Origin of the sequence: Sphingobacterium sp. Ag1, assembly GCF_000988325.1 — a bacterium.
Taxonomy (GTDB): Bacteria; Bacteroidota; Bacteroidia; order Sphingobacteriales; family Sphingobacteriaceae; genus Sphingobacterium.
The window spans coordinates 1-20,646 of record NZ_LBGU01000041.1 but is presented as its reverse complement, the minus strand read 5'-3'; the positions used below and the strand labels follow the sequence as shown (position 1 = coordinate 20,646).

Genomic DNA, 20,646 nt, shown 5'->3' with positions numbered 1-20,646 from the left:
CAATTTAATCATTACTGTTTCTTATAGATTTTTAACAGATCATTGGAAACCAATTTGCTTTCTAGCAATTGTCCGTTAAATTGAGGAGCCTCAATCCCGTTCAATACGGTTGTCTCAGACTCAAATACCCTTGCCTCATCCCAAAGATCTGCATCTATAAACATCTGTAGGGTCGCACGTCCACCTTCTATGATGATCGACTGAATATCCATTAAATATAGTTGATAAAGAATATTCTGCGGCAGATACAACCCGTAATTTTCAAGCTCAATATACTTAATGTTTGCCTCCCATGCAGTCTTTTTAGCATTGAACACAATTGTATCAGCTTGCTCATTGAGAATATTGGCATCTCGTGGGATAGCAAGATCTCTATCTAAAAGGATACGTAATGGATTGCTACCCTGCCAATCTCTTACAGTCAGACTTGGATTGTCTACAACTGCGGTATTTGTACCAACCAAAATGGCGTCTTCTTCCGCTCTCCAACGGTGAGCCAACTGTCGGCTAGCTGCATTACTTATCCAAACCTGTTTGTCCCTTTGTCCTATAAAACCGTCCTTGGTTTGTGCCCATTTTAAAATAACATAGGGACGGAATTGACCAATACGTGTAAAAAACCGACGGTTGAGCCATACGGCCTCTTTTTCCAGTAAACCAATTTCAACCTCAATCCCCACTTCCCGTAGTATCTCCACACCCTTTCCATTAACCTTTGCGAAAGGATCCAAACAGGCTATAAAAACTTTCAAAGGTTTCAGCTCCGCGATCATATTGGCGCAGGGGGGCGTCTTCCCATAATGCGCGCAAGGTTCAAGGCTGACATAAAAAGTACTTCTCTCAATAAGCCGTTTTGCTTCTTCCCCATACTTTTGCATCACCTGCTGTACCGCATTGACCTCAGCGTGCGGCCCACCATATGGAGAAGTATATCCTTCACCGATAATTTTACCGTCCAAAACAATGACAGCCCCAACCATTGGGTTGGGACTCACTGACCCCGCACCCATTTGGGCCAGTTCCAAACAACGATGCATATAGTACTTGTGCATATCCATAGGTACAAATCTATGAAAATCGTACCTTTGACACATGAAAATACTTCAAGATTTCGAATTATTATTTCAAGAGGAGCTTCGGCAGTTATATGAGGAAGATGAAATAAAAGCAATATTCTTCCTAGTAGTTGCCGAAACATTTGGATTAAACAGAACCAACTATCAATTGAGAAAAACCGATATCGTCAACGAGGCGGATAAGGCCGAAGTACGCAGTATCCTTCAGGATCTAAAAAAGCACAGACCTATACAGTACATACTCAATAAAGCAGATTTTTATGGGGAGGTTTTCCAGGTCAATGAATCAGTCCTCATTCCACGCCAGGAAACTGAAGAGCTGGTCGATCTGATTATCAAAAACCACAAAGCTTCTCAAAACCTGAAAATTATTGACATAGGAACTGGTTCGGGCTGCATTCCGATCACTTTATCAAAACACCTCAATAATGCTCAAGTAACAACGGTAGATATATCAAAAGAGGCGATAAAAACAGCACAAGAAAATGCGAAGATTTTAAAAACTCAGGTTCAATTTATCAATGCGGATATATTTGAATGGGAATACATCTTTTCTGATCAGCAATATCATATCATCGTATCCAATCCGCCCTACATTACTCCGGGAGAAAAACAACATATGAATCAAAATGTATTGGCTTACGAACCGGAGCTAGCTTTATTTATCGAAGAAAGTGCCCCATTGATTTTTTACGATGTTATTTCATCCTTCGCGCTACAACATTTAGCCCCAAATGGGGATCTATATTTTGAAATCAACCAATATCTTGGCGCAGAAATGAAAGAACTTATGGTCAAAAAAGGATTCGAACAGGTCAAACTCATAAAAGATATCAATGGAGCAGACCGAATAATCCATGCAAAAAAAACGCGATAAAAAATAATCCATTTATTTATTAAGCAGTTAAGGCCTTTTCGTTAAAATTTGCACGCTATAATTTGGCATATATCAAAAGAAATTCTACCTTTGCATCACTTTCAAAAACAGAAAGGATTCCGTAGCTCAGCTGGTAGAGCAATACACTTTTAATGTATGGGTCCTGGGTTCGAATCCCAGCGGGATCACTAAAAAAAGCTAATCGCAAGATTAGCTTTTTTTTGCTTAAGGATATCAGGATTCGAAAGAGGGGGCGGCCGGGTTCGATCCAATCCAATGGAGGCTCAGGGGTGTGCTTGGGAAATGAGGGGCTGAGCCAATCCCAGCGGGATTACTAAAGAAAAGCTAATCGCAGGATTAGCTTTTTTTGTTTAACACTTGCGGAAAACTTCTTTTTCATCAACAACGCTTTTCTTGATCTCCATTTGAAAACATGTTTTTTATCTTATCTTTATAATTTCAAGAATTTACGGGCTTAATACATTAAAAATAGCAGTCGATAATTCAAGAATAATTCTAGCGCTATCTTACCATCGTATTGACGCTAGAACGTTTGTAATCAATGAAAGAGGATCGAGCACATGAAGAGATTTACGTTAAAAGAGATTGGCCAACAGTTAAACCTTTCTCCAGGAACCATTTCTAAAGCACTAAATGATAGCCATGAAATAAGCGCAGAAACAAAAAAGTTAATTTTAGATTTCACACAGAAAATTAATTATATACCAAATTTCTCCGCAAAAAGCTTAAAAACGGGGCGATCAAACACCCTAGCGATCATTGTTCCATTTATCTCAAGCTCATTTTTCTTCGATTTCTACGAAGAGATCTCCCACATTCTATCGCAGACGAATTATAAGCTGATTCTATTGCAAACCTTTAACGATGAGAAAAAAGAAAAAGAAGCGCTAGAACTTTGCATACAAAGCAATATCGAAGGAGTAATCATTTCCCCTGTAAAAAATGACTCGAGCCTATCGCTTTTGTTTTATATGATGGACCAGGTTTGCCCTGTTATTATTTTTGACCGAATAAACCATCAGCTCGATACATTCAAAATCGGAATCCAAAACAACAAGGTCATCTACCAGGCAACAGAAGAAATGATCAAAAACAAACGCGAAAACATCATTCTTTTATTATGCAAAGATATCGGTGGAAATGTAAGCAGAATAAAAGGATATAAAGATGCCCTCTTTAACGCCTCTATTCCTTTTAAAGAAGAAAATATTGTTGAAATATCCTACTCAAGCCCCAAAGATAATATCGATGACGAACTGGAAAGCAAAATAAACACGTTATTAAATAAGCCCTCCGCTCCAAACGCACTCCTCTCAACGACAGACACCTTGTCGCTAAAAGTCTTGCACATATTAAATAAATTAAAGGTGAAAATTCCTGACGACATGAACTTAATTGGCTTTAGCAACACCCCTTTTGCCAACAGTCTCAACCCATCTTTAACAACAATCACCCAGCCGACACAGCTTATGGCAGAAAAATCAGTAGAGCTTCTCTTGCAGATGTTAAAGAAAAAAAACAAAAAGAATTATTTCGAATTCGAAACGTATTTTTTGGACTGCAGCATAGAACACCGAAAATCTACATCATCCCTTTAAAGAAAGCGTCAAAACTCCGCTATGGAATTTTGACGCTTTCAAAGTATAACTAGCTTTGCAATCCACCACCGATTGCGCAATCCGTCAATAAAGTCTTATTTAATTAAGGACCGTAACGCATGGACAGGCAAATCTATTTTCGTATCGTTGGACAAACTTCCGTTCAACGCCCCCCATTGTAAGCTATCTAACCGAACAAACGACTTCCCTTCTGTTTTGATATTCAGAAGACCAACTTTGGCTTCAGGCCCTTTCCTATTGAAATAAACTTCTGAGTTGTTTGCAACAATATCTGCACGTTGATAATTCGTACGCGGAAGTCCCAAAACACTATTCGTCGTGTTAACAAATAAACGATTGACAAGAGAATTTCCCCGACTGTCAGTTCCACCAAAATCATCAATAGTGGAATTTGTAAGGTTTAGATTCAACGTATTTATAACGGATTTCTCCGCAAGGGATAACACATCAACACTATCACCGACAACAGTCAACTCGTCCAACTTGGCAGATAACTCGTTAATACCCGCATTTTTTAATTTTAAAACCTTAAGATCAGGCGAAAAAATATAAATTGACTTATAAAATCCCTCTCCTCCAGGTAAAAGATCTAAGGTAAGATTGCCAGACTGATCGACATTCGTTTTCACAAAGTCAGCTTGACTTTTATTAACTTTAACCATAAACTTATCACTTTTCACCCAATACAACCCTATACCACTTTCATTGGCACCTACAAGATAAAGCTTATCGAAAGCCGCCAGAGGGAACGACCGGTAATAAACATCTTTCGCACCTGGCTTCGATACCTCCTGCTCAACAGCGGCATTATATTTTTTCGCATCAACCCGATTTATACTAACTAGGTAGGATGCGACAAGCATCGGAACCGCGAATAAGCCTATTGCTAATCCCATTATTATTTTTGTACTTAATTTCATGACTCATTTTGATTAAAATTCTGACTAACAAAACATTTATAACGCTGATCCAATTCATCCAAACCAATTTCTAGCAAATAAATATTACGAAAAAATAGTGGAAGGTCCTCTTCTAGAAAAATTGCTTTTCTATATGACTTCACATTTTTCACAGAATCTTGTGTCAGAAAAAAACCGATCCCACGCTTATTTGCTATAATTTCCTTTTGCTGTAACATATCATAGGTCCGCATTACAGTATTGGGATTAACCTCCATCTGTACTGCCAACTCCCTTACCGATGGAAGTTTTTCATCCACTTTCCAAGTCGCTAGCAAGATATGGTCACATACATATTCGGCGATCTGAAGGTAAATGGCTTTATTTGCATTGAACTCCATATTAAATCTCCTTTTCTTTTAACCTTAAAAAAGCAACTCCCCAAATCATTAGGGTAAGAAACACTCCCACTGCGCCAATCAATGCAAAAATGTGATTTGAATCAGACCAATAATTATTATCCATGACACCCACAGTATCCTGGGTTTGGGTTTTCATCAAATAAACAAAGAGGCACATCCAAACAACACAATAAAGCACCAGAAAAATAGCAGTCTTTACATATTGATAGTTGTTATATACAATGCCGCCAAGTAAGAAGATAGCATTTAGAAGAAAGGGCAAAAAACAAAAATAATAAGCTGGATCCGGATAGCTTACATTAAAGAAATATGGCCAAACATCAACACTGATTTCCTCCCCAGCAGCATGAATTTCTTTCACAGTCACTGAGCCAAAACTCCTCAAATAAGAGACAAATACCAGATCGATCAAATAAAACACCAATAAATAAGAGCCAATACTCACCACAACTGTATAGAAGAGACTCACCAAGAATTTCTCCAACTGTGAAGCCGGAATCATCAATTCAAAAATCGCCCGAGTTTTCTTCCCTAAATCTGCAAAATAACTGCTCGAAATGACTGTCACAAAAAAGAGGCCCAGGATACAAAATAATGGCGCTCTGAAATTTAGCACCGAATAAACAGTGTTCTTCTTGATATCATCATAATTTGACCCAAAGTTAACCGCGTAAAAACCAAAAATTACCCCAGCAATAATTCCAATTGACATTAGATAAATTCGGCCAAAACCAATCCATTGTCTTCGAATCAGCCCCAAAAAACGCGTATAGTTAAATAGATTTGACATATTCATCATGTTTTATAAGGTTCGTAATCTTTTCCTTGCACTGTAGAACAGCATTAAATAACAGCTCCAGATCCAGCTTCGAATCTTCTGCCGCCGAGTTTGGGAGAATTACATTAAAACCACTCACCCCTTCTTCGGAATAGAGCGTATCCAAAGGCAATTCTCTTACTTTTTTGAAGCATAAACGATCAGTAATCACATGCATCGGAGCATTAAGTGCCACCTTATGATCATCAAGCAAAATAACAGCGTCAATAAGATTATCCAGATCACGTACTTGATGTGTCGAAATAATCAAACACCGATCTTCCGTTATCGAAGAAGCCATGATCTTCCGGAACTGAACCTTAGAAGGAATATCCAATCCATTAGTGGGCTCATCCATAATGATCACTTTAGTGTTCGAAGCCAAACCAAAGGAAATAATGTATTTCTTTTTCTGCCCGTAGCTCATGCTAGCCAGTTTTTGCTCGACTGGAATATCGAACTCATCGATAAGACGATCAAAATATTCGCGATTAAATTTGGGGTAAAAACCTGCATTTGCCTTCAGAAACTGTTCGGATTTTACCGCAGGCAAATAAAATTCTTCGGGAATAAAACTAATCTCCCTTAACAAGGAAGGATCCCTTCTGTTAGGATTATGCCCCAGTACATCGACTCGCCCTGAAATAGGATAGACCAAACCGGCAATATTCTTAAGCAAAGTCGATTTGCCGGCGCCATTTTTCCCTAATAAACCATAGATATGCCCCTGCTTCAACTCAAGATCCATCTGAACAAAGAGTGGCCTCGATTTACTATAGCTGAAATTTAGATTTTGGATAGTAACCATACTACTGTATTATTTAATTAATACACTAATATAAAAGTAAACTTGATACAATTCCAAAAATATGTTAAAAAATATATAAATCTCAATTTACCTCTCTTCTCATTTCACCGCATGCAATCCGTAAATTTAACGGCAAACACATCTAAATATAAAATTTATATAAACCCGTAAAAAATAATGAAAAACAGATATTTATTAAAAAAAATTACAAAATTCATAATACATAAAATCCAACTTTGACCATTACTTAACACCCATTTAATACCCTATACTAATTTAAACCCCCAGAAAAATCAAAATAACCGCGCTCTAAGCCAAAATAGATTAAAAACCACACTTAACCCTCGCAAACCCTAAAACAGTGCCGTAGACGAGCTAAAAACGATCCAAAACAAAGTATACAATAACATCATAACTATTGGGTCTAGGTTTGTTCTTATCACACAAATCGTACAACGATCTTTCTAACGATTACCGTGTCATTCTTCATACTGTCAGTTTATACCATCAAAAAAACAATAAATAACGCTCGGAATCGGTATTAACCAGAAGTTAACAACAACACAAAACAAACTAACAATCAGCAAATTAATAAGATTATATAAAAAATAAATAGATGTAAATATATCACTTGGTTATTTAAGGCGAATGCTCAAACAATGAAAATACACGTTATTTTTAATGAGCGTCGTAGATTCTAATAGCATTCAATCTATTTTATTTTCATCTTTGTTTGTATGATGAATTACATTTATCCTTTCATCCTAGCGATGCATTCTTTATGGAGATGGGAAGTACTGATGATACTGGCCATTAGTCTCGTCGACTTCTTTTACAAAAGAAAAAAGGAACTTCCATTCTCCCCTATCGATCAATTTCTTGTAAAAACAACGGTTATTTCCTTCTATATTCAGCTAGCTATGGGTGTTGGCCTCTATGTATTGAGCCCCATTACACAATACTTCCTGCAACATTTCAACAAAGCAGTTCATCTGAGGCAGATTCGCTTCTTCGGAATGGAACACAGTAGCATGATGATTATTGCCGCAATTTGCTTAACATTAGGTGTCCTTAAAAGTAGAAACGCCGATACAAGCGATCGACGTTTCAAAATATTATTCATCTGGTTTGGACTAGCTCTACTGATTATCCTTAGTTCTATTCCTTGGGAATTCTCCCCCTTGACAAGCAGACCGAGTTTTCGATCATTTTAATTAGCTATTTTTCCAATTAGCGTTTCTTTTATCACGCATGGCATCCATTCCTTCTTTGAAATCATCGGATCTACGCAAACCCGCCAATGCATCTAAGAGAAAATTATACTTATCATCAAAGCCTCGTTCTTTTAGTCTTCGGAGTGCACCATAACCCCTTGCTATAGCCAAGGGAGCATTTTTAAGGATAGTTTCTCTCAATTCGACCAAGGCAGTTTCTTCAACATCCAAAACTCCGTACAGGATGCCCTTATCCAGCGCCTCCTGAGCAGAAAAAGAACTTCCCCTGATACAGAGATCCATCGCTTTCCTTTCAGGCATATATTCCATAAGTAAGGCCAATACCTGAAATGGAAAAAGTCCGATTTTTACTTCCGGCAAAGAAAAACGTACATGGGGCAGTGCAAATAAGTAAGTGCAAGATAATGCAATCAAAAAACCACCTGCAATAACATCTCCCCTAACAACGCAGATTGAAGGCTTATCTAAACAGGCAAATATTTCTGCCAAAGACTTTTCAACCTTTGGAATAGCCGGGTTACCGATATCCACTGTAGGATCTTCAAAAGCTTTGAGATCCATACCGGCACAGAACACTGGACCTTCAGCCTCTATTTGTACTAAACGAATATCGGGATTGCTATTCGCCAGATTCAATGCATAGGCGATTTCGTTCACCATAGTCGGACTAAAAGCATTTCTTTTATCCGAACGGGCCAGCGTCAAATTGAACACATGCTGCTCAATGCGCACCTTTATAAAATTTAGTTTTTCCATCTCCCTCTACAAAATCATTTCCCTGAAGCTATGCTCCAATCCGATTATTTCAGCATCAGTTCCTCGTCCAAAATACCGCAACAAGAGCTCTGAAGGTATATTGCCAACCAAATCATCTTTTGCAAATGGACAACCGCCATAACCAAGTAATGCACCTTCAAATTTACGGCAGCCGGCGAGATAAGCGGCGTCAATCTTTGCCATGCTCTCCTCTCGCCTTGCATGAAAATGTGCCCCTATTTCTAGTTGTGGAAAACGAGCTTTAACAATACTAAATAATGCTGAAATCTGATTCGCATCGGCTTCTGAAGTAGTATCTGCCAAAGAAAATTCCCGGATACCCAGATCGTATAATTTCCCGATCCACTCTTCTACCAATAGTGGTGACCAAGGATCGTTGTAGGGGTTCCCAAAAGCCATGCTAATATAAATAACCAAAGATTTATGATTAGCGTCGGCCAAAGCTTTCATTTCTTTTACCTGCTGATAAGAAGCTGCCAAGCCCATATTCGTATTTCGCAATTGAAATGTTTCCGATATTGAAAATGGATACCCTAAAAAATCGATTTTCTCCTCTTGAGCTGCCTCTTGTGCCCCCCGTAAATTGGCTACAATCGCCAATAATTTCACTTTATCGGTCTTTCTGATTCCTTCCAGTACTGCTTTTGTATCCGCCAACTGCGGAACTGCTTTCGGCGAAACGAAAGATCCAAAATCAATAACATCAAACAGCCCACTTCCGATTAACGTGTTGATATGTTTAATTTTCTTAGCTGTCTCAATAAAGTTATGAAGCCCTTGAACAGCGTCTCTTGGGCAATCAACCAATACAACTTGATCCCTCATCATATGCTATAAAATATCTTTCTCAATCTCTCTGGCGATCACCATTTTCTGAATACTTGAAGTCCCCTCACCTATTGTACAAAGTTTAGCATCTCTAAAAAATTTCTCGGCAGGATAGTCCTTTGTAAATCCGTAGCCACCAAAGATCTGCACAGATTCATTTGAGACACTAACGGCGGCCTCTGAAGCATAAAGTTTAGCCATCGCACCAATTTTAGAAACACGCTCTCCATGATCCTTTAAATAGCCCGCCTGCCTCGTCAACAGTTCGCTGGCCTCCACCTGTGTAGCCATATCTGCAAGCGCAAAAGAAACTGCCTGAAATTCGTAAATCTTTTTCCCAAATTGCTCACGCTCGTGCGCATATTTCAACGCACATTCGTAAGCTCCGCGGGCAATACCCAAAGAAAGTGCCGCAATAGAAATACGTCCGCCATCCAATAATTTTAGGGCCTGCACAAACCCTTGCCCTTCCTCACCGATGAGTTGATCCCGATGAATCCGACAATTATCAAAAAACAGACAGGCAGTTTCTGAGGCGCGCATCCCTAATTTATTTTCTTTCTTTCCTGCGGTAAATCCAGGTGTACCTTTCTCAACAATGAAAGCTGACATCCCTTTTTTATCTCCTTTAGCCCCCGTCCGCGCAATAACGACAGCAACACTAGAACTGATGGCATGCGTGATAAAATTCTTAGAACCATTTAACACGTAGTGATCACCATCTCTCTCCGCAAATGTCGTCATGCCACCCGCGTCCGAACCAGAACCGGTTTCTGTAAGTCCCCAGGCACCAATCCATTCAGCTGTCACCAACTTTGGAAGATAACGCTTCTTCTGTTCTTCACTGGCAAAACTTAATATATGATTTGTGCACAGCGAATTATGCGCCGCCACAGAAAGCCCGATTGAACCACACACCTTGGAAATCTCATCCAAAACAGTAATGTATTCCTGGTATCCAAGTCCCGATCCCCCATATTCTTCAGGAACGATCACCCCCATGAAACCGTGTTCGCCTAACTTTTTAAAAACTTCTATTGGAAATATTTGGGCTTCGTCCCATTCCATCACATAAGGTTTGATATGATACTGTGCAAAATCCCGTGCACTTTGTCTGATCATATCCATTTGTTGTTTATTTTCAATAAACATAAGCATGAATATTAAATTTACAATCGGTAATTCAATTCAAATATATCAAAATATTTAGGAATAAAATTGCAAATATTTTAAAATTTTATTTTAAATTTATCTAAAAATAAGAAATTCTTAATTTAACAGTTTTTAAAACCAAGATTATAAATTATGAAGGAGCTACTCGCGTTACTTCGCCAAAAAAGAGAAAATTTAAAATTCGGTGGCGGCATCGATAAAATAAAAAAACTGAAAGAAAAAGGCAAAATGTCAGCTTGGGAACGAATAGAATATCTGCTGGACCCAGATCGAGAATATATTGAAATAGGTATGTTTGCCGGTGAAGGAATGTACAAAGAACATGGTGGATGCATAAACGCAGGCTGCGCAGCAGTACTGGGCTACGTAAAATCCAAACTATGTGTCATTGTCTCCAACGACGCAACAGTAAAAGCTGGGGCATGGTTCCCAATTTCTGCAAAGAAAAATCTACGCGCGCAAGAAATTGCCATGGAAAACAACTTGCCAATTATCTATTTAGTAGATTCTGCTGGCGTATTTTTGCCGCTACAAGATGAAATCTTTCCGGATAAAGATCATTTTGGACGCATATTCCGTAACAACGCCCGAATGTCCTCCATGGGAATACCACAAATTGCAGCAATTATGGGAAGTTGCGTAGCAGGTGGCGCTTATTTACCTATTATGTCCGACTATGCCTTTATCGTCGAAGGAACAGGGTCTGTATTTTTAGCAGGCCCATACCTGGTCAAATCTGCAATAGGTGAAACCGTAGATGCTGAAACACTCGGCGGAGCTTCTACTCATTCGGAGATATCCGGCGTAACAGACAATAAATTTCCCGACGACCAAAGCTGTTTAGATGCTATAAAAAATGTTATCGATAAAATCGGTGGAAATCCAAAAGCTAATTTCGACAGAAAGATAAGCCTACCCCCGAAAACAGATCCGAGTAAAATAGCAGAGATTCTTCCCGAAGACAGAACAAAACCTTATCGTATGCAGGATATCCTGAATGCAATTGTAGACGCAGGGACTTTAGAAGAATACAAGCCAGATTATGGGAAAACCATTGTATGCGGCCTCGCCCGCATAGATGGCTGGGCTGTCGGGATCGTTGCTAATCAACGCGAGATCATTAAAGCCAAGAAACCTGGCAACACCATGGAAATGCAGATGGGCGGAGTTATCTATAGTGATTCAGCAGATAAGGCGGCGCGCTTCATCATGAATTGCAACCAGCAGCGCATTCCACTTGTTTTTTTTCAGGACGTCACTGGTTTTATGGTAGGGAGCCGATCTGAACAAGGGGGGATTATCAAAGACGGCGCAAAAATGGTCAATGCAATGGCCAACTCCGTAGTCCCAAAATTTACATTTATTGTCGGAAACAGTTATGGCGCAGGAAATTATGCAATGTGTGGAAAAGCGTATGACCCACGACTAATCTACGCTTGGCCTACTGCCCAAATGGCAGTCATGAGCGGTGCCGCAGCAGGCAAAACACTCTTTCAAATCCAAGAATCAGCTTTAAAGGCCAAAGGTCAAGAAATCAATGAAGAAGAGAAAAACGACCTCCTTAAATCCATCGAAGACCGGTACAACGAGCAATTGAGCCCATATTACGCTGCTGCAAGACTATGGGTTGATGGAATTATAGCACCTGAAGAAACACGAAAAGTTATCAGCATGGGAATTGAAGCCGCCAACGAAAAACCTATCCTAGACCGGTATAATGTAGGTGTTATACAGGTCTGAGTGGAGCAAAGTTAAATTCGAAAACCCCTCAACCGGCAAACTTCGTCATCTGAGGGGTTTTTAAATTAGCTATTTATAGCTTACTATACTTAGGATCTTCTCCAGATTTTGCTAATCGCTTCAAAGTCCAACAAAGATTCTCGGTTCCGCATAATGTCTATTGACACCGCTTTTTCTACGGGCACCCCCGAAAAGATCTTCTTAATAGGCAGCTCCAGCTTCTTACCGCTTAATGTGTAAGGAATAGCCGCTACTTGAAAAATATCGTCAGGCACATGTCGCGGACTATATTGCTGCCGAAGCTCCCGTTTAATCTCCCCTTTTAACGCGTCATTCAATAAGCCATTGTCCAATTGAACAAAAAGCAACATATCAGATGATCCATTTTTATGATCTACACAAATAACCAAGCTATCCAAGACCCCTTCAGTTCTATTTAAAACATTATAGATCTCCGCAGTACCGATGCGTACGCCGCCACGGTTCAGAGTTGCATCTGAACGGCCGTACATAATTATTCCATCATGGGCAGTAATCTTAATCCAGTCACCATGACTCCAAACACCACTATATTTATCAAAATAACTATCGAAGTATTTTTTATTCCCCACATCGTTCCAAAAATAGATGGGCATACAGGGCATGGGAGCTAAAATAACGAGTTCTCCCACCTCCCCATAAAGCGGATGACCATTCTCATCAAATGCTTCTATCTTAGCTCCTAAGGCGCGGCATTGAATCTCTCCTGCATAAACATCAAGCAAAGTGCAACCCGAAAGAAAGGCACTGCAAACGTCTGTACCACCACTTAACGAGACAATTTGACTTTTTGGAAACTGCACATTTAGCCACTCAAATACATCTGGCGGAAGTGGTGAGCCTGTCGACCCTATTGTTTTCGGCTGATAGGCCAGAGATCTTAAATCTTGATCCTGACAGGAGATGAGATAAGCAGCGCCAACACCAAAATGATCCACCTTACTTTCTTGTGCAAACCTCCATAAACTCAATTTGTCGGGATAATTCGTAGCTCCATCATATATACACAATGTATTTCCCATTAAAAGGGCCGAAAGCGCATAATTCCACATCATCCATCCTGTAGTAGAATACCACATAAATCGATCGCCGTCTTGCACGTTTTGATGGAGTCCAAGTGCTTTCATATGTTCTACTAGCATACCACCAACTCCATGTGTAATGGCTTTGGGCTTCCCGGTAGTTCCTGAAGAATACAAAATCCATATTGGAGCGTCAAAAGGCATTGCCGTAAATTGGAGCTTAGCTTGTGTAAGATCCTTTTTCAGAATCTCTTCCCAAATAGGATCATCAATCAAAACACAAGCCACTAAAGATGGTAGCCGCTGCGAAAGTTGCTTAATACTTTCCGCCTTTTCAAAAAGACGTCCATTATAATAATAACTGGAATTTGCGAAGAGCACTTTGGGTTCAATCTGCTCAAAACGATCCTGAATACTTGCCTCACCAAAGTCCGGCGAACAACAGGACCAAACAGCACCTATGGAATTAGCCGCCAAAAATAACGCAACAGCTTCAACGCCATTAATCAATACACCAGCGACGCGATCTCCACTTTGTACACCGATTTCTTTCAAATAGACCTGAAGTTTGAGAACCATGGATTCTAGCTCGGCCCATGAGACCTCTCTTTTAGCGCACTGTTCGGATTGAAAGATTAATGCAGGACGCTTTTCCGTTGTATTTCGAAATACGTGTTCAGCATAACTCAAGGTTGCACCAGCAAACCATTTTGTCCCAATAAAGCTTGTGGAATCTGCTGGTAACTCGACAATTTTTGCAGGGTCTGAATGAAATTTTAAATTAAAATAGGCGGCTGTACTCTTCCAAAAATTAGCCAGTTCCGTCGTTGACCATGCCCAAAGGTCCTGATAGGATGGAAAGAATAAGCCGTGCTCATTCTCCACATATTGTTTAAACTTATTGATCTCAGCTAGAGATTTTTGCTCTTCTGTTGGGCTCCAGAGTAATTTCCCCATAATAGTTAGCTATAAAACGGTTATAGCCAAACTTAGATAAATTTACTTATATATGCAATTTTAAATATTTCTGTTTGCCGATTACTGTACCTCATATTTTTCGATTAAATACGAATACTCAATTATAGTACTTCTATAGCCGTATTCATTTCTACCGGATGCCCGGTGCACAAAAGTACTCTTCCTTGTTCAACTTCACGATCAGTTAACACCTCATTATAGTCCATTCTCACTTTTCCCCTTGTACACTGCGAAATACAAGTACTACACATACCGGATTTACAGGAATACGGCAGCTTGATTTTATGTTCTAATCCGATGTCCAAAATGGTTTTATTGTAGGGAACCTCAAGATTATACGTTCTACCTTGAAAATATAATTCGATGGTATAAGTAGTTGTATCGACTTCCTTTTCAGTCTCGTCATCATCATCCGCTTCATTTTCGGGCAATAGAAATGTCTCTCGTTTTATTTGGTTGGAATCAAATCCCATTCCCAAAAGTGTAAAACGACAGAGATCCATATAAATCACAGGACCGCAGGTATAGAACAATGCGTCTTCCCTATTTCCAAACAAATGATCGTTAACAATAGCATGTATATAATCTCTATTTAACCTGGCTTTCATCAGGTTTTTACTGTTGGAAAAAATCCACACAATAGTTAATCGATCAGGAAATCGGTCTGCCCAATGTTCCAATTCCGCGCGAAACGGAGTTAACTCCAGCGTACTATTACTGTAAATTAACACGATTTTTGACTTACTTTCCGCAAGAAGCGCTGTCTTTAGAATAGCGTACAAGGGCGTGATGCCAATTCCTGCAGCAAACAAAAATAAGGTACGAACCTTTTCCGGATCAGGCTCATATACAAACAAACCTTGAGGTTCCATCGCATTGACAATATCCCCTTCTACAATAGTGTGGTGGAGCAGTCGAGATATTTCCCCATTTTCGACACGCTTAACAGTGATGCTTAAGGGCTCATTATTATCCGGCGAACTATTAAAAGAATAAGAACGACGTACCTCACGGTCACCAAACACAAAAGAAAGCGTAATAAACTGCCCCGCTTTATAGGAAGGATAGTCGCCTGCTATCGACTCAAGCTGAAAGGTAATATTATTATTAGGTTGGGGGATAATTTTTGAAATCCTTAATGTATACATAAGCCAAACTTAGCTAAATTTGATTTTATAAACAATTATAATTCTTTAGTACACGTGTCCTTAGATCACCTTAACGCCCCCCTAGAATATTGCATATTATATATAGCACAACACCGTAAAACCGACATTCAAAACAAAGTGAGCCATCCTATAAAAATAAATTTATAACAATTTTGTTGTATTACAATTAACAGACAATTCTTGCACAATAATTGTAAAATTTCACGTTATATTTATATCAAAACTAATCACAAAAAGATTATATGCAAACACGCAGAAACTTCCTTCAAAATGCAGCAAAAGCCACATTAGGCATCGCTGTATCTGGATCAATATTACAAGATATTGCTTCCGCGAAAGCTACTGAATTAAATGCCGCTACCTTAAAGTTTTCCCAAGTAAAATTACCTTTCAGTTATGCTGCTTTGGAGCCTAATATTGATGCGTTGACGATGGAAATCCATTATACAAAGCACCATATGGCCTATATTAACGCCGTTAACGACGCTATTGTTGCTGAAAACATTAAAGAGGCCTCTGAGGAGCAGCTCCTAGCAAACATATCTAAGTATTCTCCTAAAGCAAGGAATAATGCTGGCGGAGCCTGGAACCATAACTTCTTTTGGGAGAGCTTGTCCGATAAGCCTAGCCAACCCTCCGAAAAATTATTGACGATGATCAATAAGACATTCGGTTCTTTAGACAAATTCAAAGAACAGTTTGCCGCAGCAGCAACCTCACGATTTGGTTCGGGATGGGCCTGGTTGATTTTGGATGACTCTGGTAACTTAAAAATTACATCTACTCCAAACCAGGACAACCCTTTAATGGATGTTGCCGAGGTAAAAGGCATTCCTATTTTAGGTCTTGATGTATGGGAGCATGCTTACTACCTGCACTATCAAAACAAAAGAGCCGATTATATTAAAAATTGGTGGAATGTTGTGAATTGGAAAAAAGTCAATGAAAGATTAGCATAAAAAAAGCTCGATTAGTAATAATCGAGCTTTTTTATATCCGTTATGAACCAATCTACCCTAATTTTTCTTTTAATTTGTTGACCTGAAAATCAACTAATTTTTGTAATGGCCCAGAAGCGATCATTTTCATCATCATGTTGAGATCAGCATCTATAATAAATGTTGCCTTTGTCACCGTATCAGCAATAACTTGTAATTCCCAACGAAGAGTAACCTCAAAAGGCGCCTTTTCCGAGGGAACCAACGTAATAAACCGATTCTCAACACGCTCTTCTACCCGAAGTGCCAATTTTGCCATATTCTGTATTGTAAATCGAGCTTCGTCCGTAGTCGAAGACCAATTGTAGATATTTTCTGGCATTAATTGTTCATGATTGTTGAGATCCGCCAAAAATGCATACACATCGCTGACAGTTTTGTTGATTTCTGTTGTGTTCTGAATAGTAGTCATAACGATAAATTAATCCTCATTATTGAAAATTGTCTCCCCAAGTAGCTGGGTTCAATCGCCACTTTTTCAAGATCTCAATATCCTCCTCCAATACATAACTATTTTCAGCAGCGACCTGAATCAAAGCATCGTAATTACATAAACTGAAATAAGGACATTTTGCATCGGCAAAATTATCAGTAGCTTGTTGCAACCCATAAGTAAAAATAGACACCAATCCAACCACATTGCAGCCGGCCTCACGTAATGCCTTTACAGCGACTAAGCTACTCTTACCTGTCGAAATCAGATCTTCAACGACAACAACACGTTGACCGCTAACCACTTCACCTTCGATCAAATTCTGACGACCATGGTCCTTTGCAGAGCTTCTAACATAAGAAAATGGTAGTCCTAGATCCTGTGCTACCAAAACGCCTTGTGGAATACCTGCCGTAGCAACTCCGGAAATCATATCCACTGATCCAAACTCTTCTTGAATAAGCTTAGAAAGCTTTTGACGAATGTATGTACGAATCGCAGGATGAGATAAAGTGATACGGTTATCACAGTAAATTGGAGACTTCCAACCCGACGCCCATGTAAAAGGACTTTTAGGTTGCAATTTTATTGCTTTAATTTGCAATAAGGATTCAGCAACTTTTTGTTCAACCTCATTTAAATTATTCATGGCGCAAATTTATAAAATTTATATGAACGAAACCGTGCTAATTTTAGCAGATTTTGTTCCATCGAAAATCAAAAACCCACAAACAATTAGTTTTCAGGAGATTGACCTCCAAAAACTTTTCAAACAATCTGAAATTGATAAAGTTCCAAAAACATATCTCTACATCAACAAGGATTTTGAAACCGTATTTCAAAACTTAAAAAATAAAATTAAGCTCATTAAAGCTGCAGGTGGGCTGGTGAAAAACGGTGATGGAGACTATCTTTTTATCTACCGATTAGGAAAATGGGATCTTCCGAAAGGTAAAGTGGAAGAAAATGAAAAAATGCGGGAAGCAGCTGTACGCGAAGTTGAAGAGGAATGTGGCATCAAAATCAACTACTTAGGAAAAAAAATTACCACATCATACCATACCTATTTTTTGCGAAATGGAGAATTCGTCCTAAAAGCAACAAACTGGTATGAAATGGGAGTTAACAAAGTCCCTAAATTGATTCCCCAAACTGCAGAAGATATTACAAAAGCAGAATGGCGTCATGTGGACCAATTTGAAGACATACGGAACAATACTTACCCTATTATCGAAAGTATCCTAAAAAAAGCAAAGTAAGTTGAATTTTTTAGGTTCATCTGACACGAATAAAAAAGATCATGCTTATTTTTATGATATGCAAAATATAATAGGAAAAAGAGCCTTAATTACAGGTGGCGCGCGGGGGTTAGGAAAAGCGATTGCATATGCATTAGCGAAAGAAGGTGTTCATATCGCGATTACCGGAAGAAATGAAGCTGCTTTAAAGGATACGGCCGCGGAACTTGCCAAACTGGGCACTGAGGTCACTTATGCCGTCTTTGACGTATCAAATTATATTACTGTACAACAGGAGGTTGAGCAATTGAAAAACACTTTCGGCAGCTTTGATATATTAATTAACAATGCGGGAGTGGCATCATTTTCCTCTGTGCTCGACATGGATGTTGCCGATTGGACATCGATTATTCAAACGAATCTCTTGGGAACATATTTTGTTACAAAAGCTGTCCTTCCGCAACTGATTGAAAAAAATCAAGGCGATATCATTATGGTATCTTCGACAGCCGGATTAAATGGCGCTGCCACCACTTCCGCTTATAGTGCATCAAAGTTTGGCGTCATTGGCTTCGCCGACTCTTTAATGCGGGAAGTACGGAAAAACAATATTCGGGTATGTACACTTATGCCTAGTACCATTGCTTCCGATATGTCCAAAGATCTTGGGCTTACCGATGGTGATCCAGAAAAAGTTCTGCAGCCTGAAGATTTCGCGGAGCTGATCATTGCTAATTTAAAACTACCAAGAAGAGCAATGCTAAAATCAGCATCTTTATGGTCCACAAATCCCTAATAATCGAACAGCTATTCGTCACGGTCAAATACAGACCTTTTAATGGCTTTCTTTTATAACACAAAGAAATGATCAAGGTAGGAGCTCTCGTTGCTCCTACCTGTTATAAACAAGCAATTATGAGTCAATTATTTTCATCAGTAAACATCGGAAATTTACAATTGAAAAATCGTTTGGTTGTGTCCCCAATGTGTCAATACTCGGCAAAAGATGGTTTTGCAAATAACTGGCACTTGGTTCATTTAGGCCAATTTGCAATCGGCGGAGCTGCAGCAGTAATACAAGAAGCAACTGCAGTTAACCCCGAAGGTCGAATCAGTGATGGAGACCTTGGTTTATGGGACGACCGACACATCGAAAAATTAAGGGAAATAACAGAGTTTATTAAAGCAAATAATTCCATACCAGGCATACAGCTTGCCCATGCAGGTCGCAAAGCTAGCAGTAACAAACCTTGGCTTGGTAGAAATCAATTTTCACCAACGGATCCACAGGGTTGGCAAACAGTTGCCCCATCTCCAATCGCTTTCCGTGCTGGAGATTATGAACCACAGGAACTTGATGTTTCAGCCATTCAAAATCTGATTGAACAATTCGGAACAGCAACGAAAAGAGCAATACAAGCCGGCTACGAAATTATTGAACTCCATGCAGCACATGGATATCTGATTCATCAATTTCTTTCACCACTGAGCAACTTGCGGACAGACTCTTTCGGTGGAATCTTTGAAAATAGAATACGTTTTCTTATTGAAATTGTGAAAAGAGTAAAGCAAGAAATAACAACCCAAAGTTTATGGGTACGTATTTCAGCAACAGATTGGGCCGAAGCAGGATGGGACTTAAAGCAATCCATAACCTTATCACAACAGCTATATGCTTTGGGGGTAGACCTGATTGATGTTTCAAGCGGGGGCGTGGTCTCCTATCAAAAAATTGATATCGGACCGACCTACCAACTCCCTTTCGCCACCGCTATTAAGGAGAATACCAAGAATAACGTAGCCACAGTAGGTTTAATTAGAACTGCTACCGAAGCATCCGAGATCATTACGCGAAAGCAAGCAGATTTAATCTTAATTGCACGAGGATTTCTTGATGATCCACACCTTCCATTACATTTTGCCAAAGAATTAGACGCTGACATTCCATGGCCTAAACAATATGAAAGAGCAAAATAATATCAAACATTAAAATAGTTTTTTTTATATGCTCCATATCCTCAATTAAAAAACACGTATGACACACGCCATGAGATAAGTATTGAAAGATGAAATTAAACCTCAACAAGATACATCATATTGCCATTATATGCAGCAATTACGAGCGTTCAAAGAAATTCTATACGGATATACTGGGCCTAGAGATTGCCAGGGAACACTATCGTGCGGAACGTGATTCATACAAACTGGACCTCAAACTCCATGATAATTATATTATTGAGCTATTTTCTTTCCCATCACCGCCTAATCGACTTAGCTTTCCAGAAGCTGCCGGTTTAAGACATCTTGCATTCGAAGTCGATAATCTCGACCTAGAATTAAATAAGCTCGAAAAAGCAGGTGTATCACATGAAGGGATCAGAATAGACGAGTTAACAAATAAACGCTTTACATTCTTCTTTGATCCTGATCAGGTTCCAATAGAACTATACGAACGTTAAAACAGAAAGCGGCATTGA

The 20,646-nt window shown here is 39.2% G+C and carries 21 protein-coding genes and 1 tRNA gene; 10 read left to right on the top strand and 12 right to left on the bottom strand.

The features are described 5' to 3' along the window. Window positions 1-11: 11 nt before the first annotated feature. Complete coding sequence (gene ribD, locus AAW12_RS14855; protein WP_046674441.1) at window positions 12-1,058, bottom strand: bifunctional diaminohydroxyphosphoribosylaminopyrimidine deaminase/5-amino-6-(5-phosphoribosylamino)uracil reductase RibD; 1,047 nt, start codon at window positions 1,056-1,058, stop codon at window positions 12-14. Between the two features lie 34 nt (window positions 1,059-1,092). Between ribD and prmC the strand changes: the two genes are divergently transcribed. From prmC to AAW12_RS14840, 3 genes are all read left to right on the top strand, one after another. Further along, complete coding sequence (prmC, locus tag AAW12_RS14850) at window positions 1,093-1,953, top strand: peptide chain release factor N(5)-glutamine methyltransferase (RefSeq protein ID WP_046674440.1); 861 nt, start codon at window positions 1,093-1,095, stop codon at window positions 1,951-1,953. Window positions 1,954-2,068: 115 nt separating this feature from the next. Next, window positions 2,069-2,141 (top strand) — tRNA-Lys (locus AAW12_RS14845). 393 nt (window positions 2,142-2,534) lie between these two features. Further along, window positions 2,535-3,572, top strand: coding sequence for a LacI family DNA-binding transcriptional regulator (locus tag AAW12_RS14840; protein WP_046674439.1), 1,038 nt, complete (start codon window positions 2,535-2,537; stop codon window positions 3,570-3,572). Between the two features lie 95 nt (window positions 3,573-3,667). Here AAW12_RS14840 and AAW12_RS14835 read toward each other — a convergent pair whose 3' ends face one another. From AAW12_RS14835 to AAW12_RS14820, 4 genes are read right to left on the bottom strand one after another with little or no spacing between them, the layout of a single operon-like run. Beyond that, a complete protein-coding gene (locus AAW12_RS14835) occupies window positions 3,668-4,489 on the bottom strand; it encodes a hypothetical protein (protein ID WP_197084050.1) in 822 nt (273 codons plus the stop codon). Window positions 4,490-4,509: 20 nt separating this feature from the next. Next, window positions 4,510-4,893 (bottom strand): GntR family transcriptional regulator, encoded by a 384-nt coding sequence (locus AAW12_RS14830; protein WP_046674437.1) that lies wholly within the window; start codon window positions 4,891-4,893, stop codon window positions 4,510-4,512. Window position 4,894: 1 nt separating this feature from the next. Then, window positions 4,895-5,704 carry a hypothetical protein gene (locus AAW12_RS14825; RefSeq protein WP_156167666.1) on the bottom strand — a complete coding sequence of 270 codons (810 nt, stop codon included), beginning with the start codon at window positions 5,702-5,704 and terminating at the stop codon, window positions 4,895-4,897. Further along, the gene (locus tag AAW12_RS14820; protein WP_046674435.1) at window positions 5,688-6,539 is read right to left on the bottom strand and encodes an ATP-binding cassette domain-containing protein; all 852 of its coding nucleotides are present in this window, start codon (window positions 6,537-6,539) and stop codon (window positions 5,688-5,690) included. Before AAW12_RS14820 ends, AAW12_RS14825 begins: the two co-directional genes overlap by 17 nt. Before the next feature lie 737 nt (window positions 6,540-7,276). On the opposite strand from AAW12_RS14820, the gene AAW12_RS14815 reads away from it, so the two are divergent. Continuing rightward, on the top strand, window positions 7,277-7,753 hold the full coding sequence (locus tag AAW12_RS14815) for a hypothetical protein (RefSeq protein ID WP_053003732.1): 477 nt from the start codon (window positions 7,277-7,279) through the stop codon (window positions 7,751-7,753). Here the strand turns inward: AAW12_RS14815 and AAW12_RS14810 are convergent, their stop codons facing one another. From AAW12_RS14810 to AAW12_RS14800, 3 genes are read right to left on the bottom strand one after another with little or no spacing between them, the layout of a single operon-like run. Next, window positions 7,754-8,530 (bottom strand): enoyl-CoA hydratase/isomerase family protein, encoded by a 777-nt coding sequence (locus AAW12_RS14810; RefSeq protein WP_046674434.1) that lies wholly within the window; start codon window positions 8,528-8,530, stop codon window positions 7,754-7,756. 6 nt (window positions 8,531-8,536) lie between these two features. Beyond that, window positions 8,537-9,379 carry a hydroxymethylglutaryl-CoA lyase gene (locus AAW12_RS14805; protein WP_156167665.1) on the bottom strand — a complete coding sequence of 281 codons (843 nt, stop codon included), beginning with the start codon at window positions 9,377-9,379 and terminating at the stop codon, window positions 8,537-8,539. Window positions 9,380-9,382: 3 nt separating this feature from the next. Continuing rightward, window positions 9,383-10,531 (bottom strand): acyl-CoA dehydrogenase family protein, encoded by a 1,149-nt coding sequence (locus tag AAW12_RS14800; RefSeq protein WP_046674666.1) that lies wholly within the window; start codon window positions 10,529-10,531, stop codon window positions 9,383-9,385. Window positions 10,532-10,684: 153 nt separating this feature from the next. Between AAW12_RS14800 and AAW12_RS14795 the strand changes: the two genes are divergently transcribed. Further along, window positions 10,685-12,292 (top strand): acyl-CoA carboxylase subunit beta, encoded by a 1,608-nt coding sequence (locus tag AAW12_RS14795; protein WP_046674432.1) that lies wholly within the window; start codon window positions 10,685-10,687, stop codon window positions 12,290-12,292. Between the two features lie 89 nt (window positions 12,293-12,381). On the opposite strand, the gene AAW12_RS14790 is transcribed toward AAW12_RS14795, so the two are convergent. After that, the gene (locus AAW12_RS14790) at window positions 12,382-14,310 is read right to left on the bottom strand and encodes an acetoacetate--CoA ligase (protein WP_046674431.1); all 1,929 of its coding nucleotides are present in this window, start codon (window positions 14,308-14,310) and stop codon (window positions 12,382-12,384) included. 122 nt (window positions 14,311-14,432) lie between these two features. Next, window positions 14,433-15,479 (bottom strand): ferredoxin--NADP reductase, encoded by a 1,047-nt coding sequence (locus tag AAW12_RS14785; RefSeq protein ID WP_046674430.1) that lies wholly within the window; start codon window positions 15,477-15,479, stop codon window positions 14,433-14,435. 263 nt (window positions 15,480-15,742) lie between these two features. On the opposite strand from AAW12_RS14785, the gene AAW12_RS14780 reads away from it, so the two are divergent. Next, on the top strand, window positions 15,743-16,459 hold the full coding sequence (locus AAW12_RS14780) for a superoxide dismutase (protein ID WP_053003731.1): 717 nt from the start codon (window positions 15,743-15,745) through the stop codon (window positions 16,457-16,459). Window positions 16,460-16,511: 52 nt separating this feature from the next. Here the strand turns inward: AAW12_RS14780 and AAW12_RS14775 are convergent, their stop codons facing one another. Beyond that, window positions 16,512-16,910 (bottom strand): SRPBCC family protein, encoded by a 399-nt coding sequence (locus tag AAW12_RS14775; protein WP_046674429.1) that lies wholly within the window; start codon window positions 16,908-16,910, stop codon window positions 16,512-16,514. Between the two features lie 19 nt (window positions 16,911-16,929). Further along, window positions 16,930-17,580, bottom strand: coding sequence for an orotate phosphoribosyltransferase (gene pyrE / locus AAW12_RS14770; RefSeq protein ID WP_046674428.1), 651 nt, complete (start codon window positions 17,578-17,580; stop codon window positions 16,930-16,932). A gap of 22 nt (window positions 17,581-17,602) precedes the next feature. Here pyrE and AAW12_RS14765 point away from each other — a divergent pair, with 22 nt between their 5' ends. The 4 genes from AAW12_RS14765 to AAW12_RS14750 all read left to right on the top strand — a co-directional run bounded on the left by AAW12_RS14765 (window position 17,603) and on the right by AAW12_RS14750 (window position 20,628). Next, window positions 17,603-18,190: an NUDIX domain-containing protein gene (locus tag AAW12_RS14765; protein WP_231585276.1), complete on the top strand. Its 588-nt coding sequence runs from the start codon at window positions 17,603-17,605 to the stop codon at window positions 18,188-18,190. A gap of 58 nt (window positions 18,191-18,248) precedes the next feature. Beyond that, the gene (locus AAW12_RS14760; RefSeq protein ID WP_046674664.1) at window positions 18,249-18,965 is read left to right on the top strand and encodes a 3-ketoacyl-ACP reductase; all 717 of its coding nucleotides are present in this window, start codon (window positions 18,249-18,251) and stop codon (window positions 18,963-18,965) included. Between the two features lie 119 nt (window positions 18,966-19,084). Then, the gene (locus AAW12_RS14755; protein ID WP_046674663.1) at window positions 19,085-20,146 is read left to right on the top strand and encodes an NADH:flavin oxidoreductase/NADH oxidase; all 1,062 of its coding nucleotides are present in this window, start codon (window positions 19,085-19,087) and stop codon (window positions 20,144-20,146) included. Window positions 20,147-20,235: 89 nt separating this feature from the next. Beyond that, a complete protein-coding gene (locus tag AAW12_RS14750) occupies window positions 20,236-20,628 on the top strand; it encodes a VOC family protein (protein ID WP_046674426.1) in 393 nt (130 codons plus the stop codon). The last annotated feature ends 18 nt before the right edge of the window (window positions 20,629-20,646 follow it).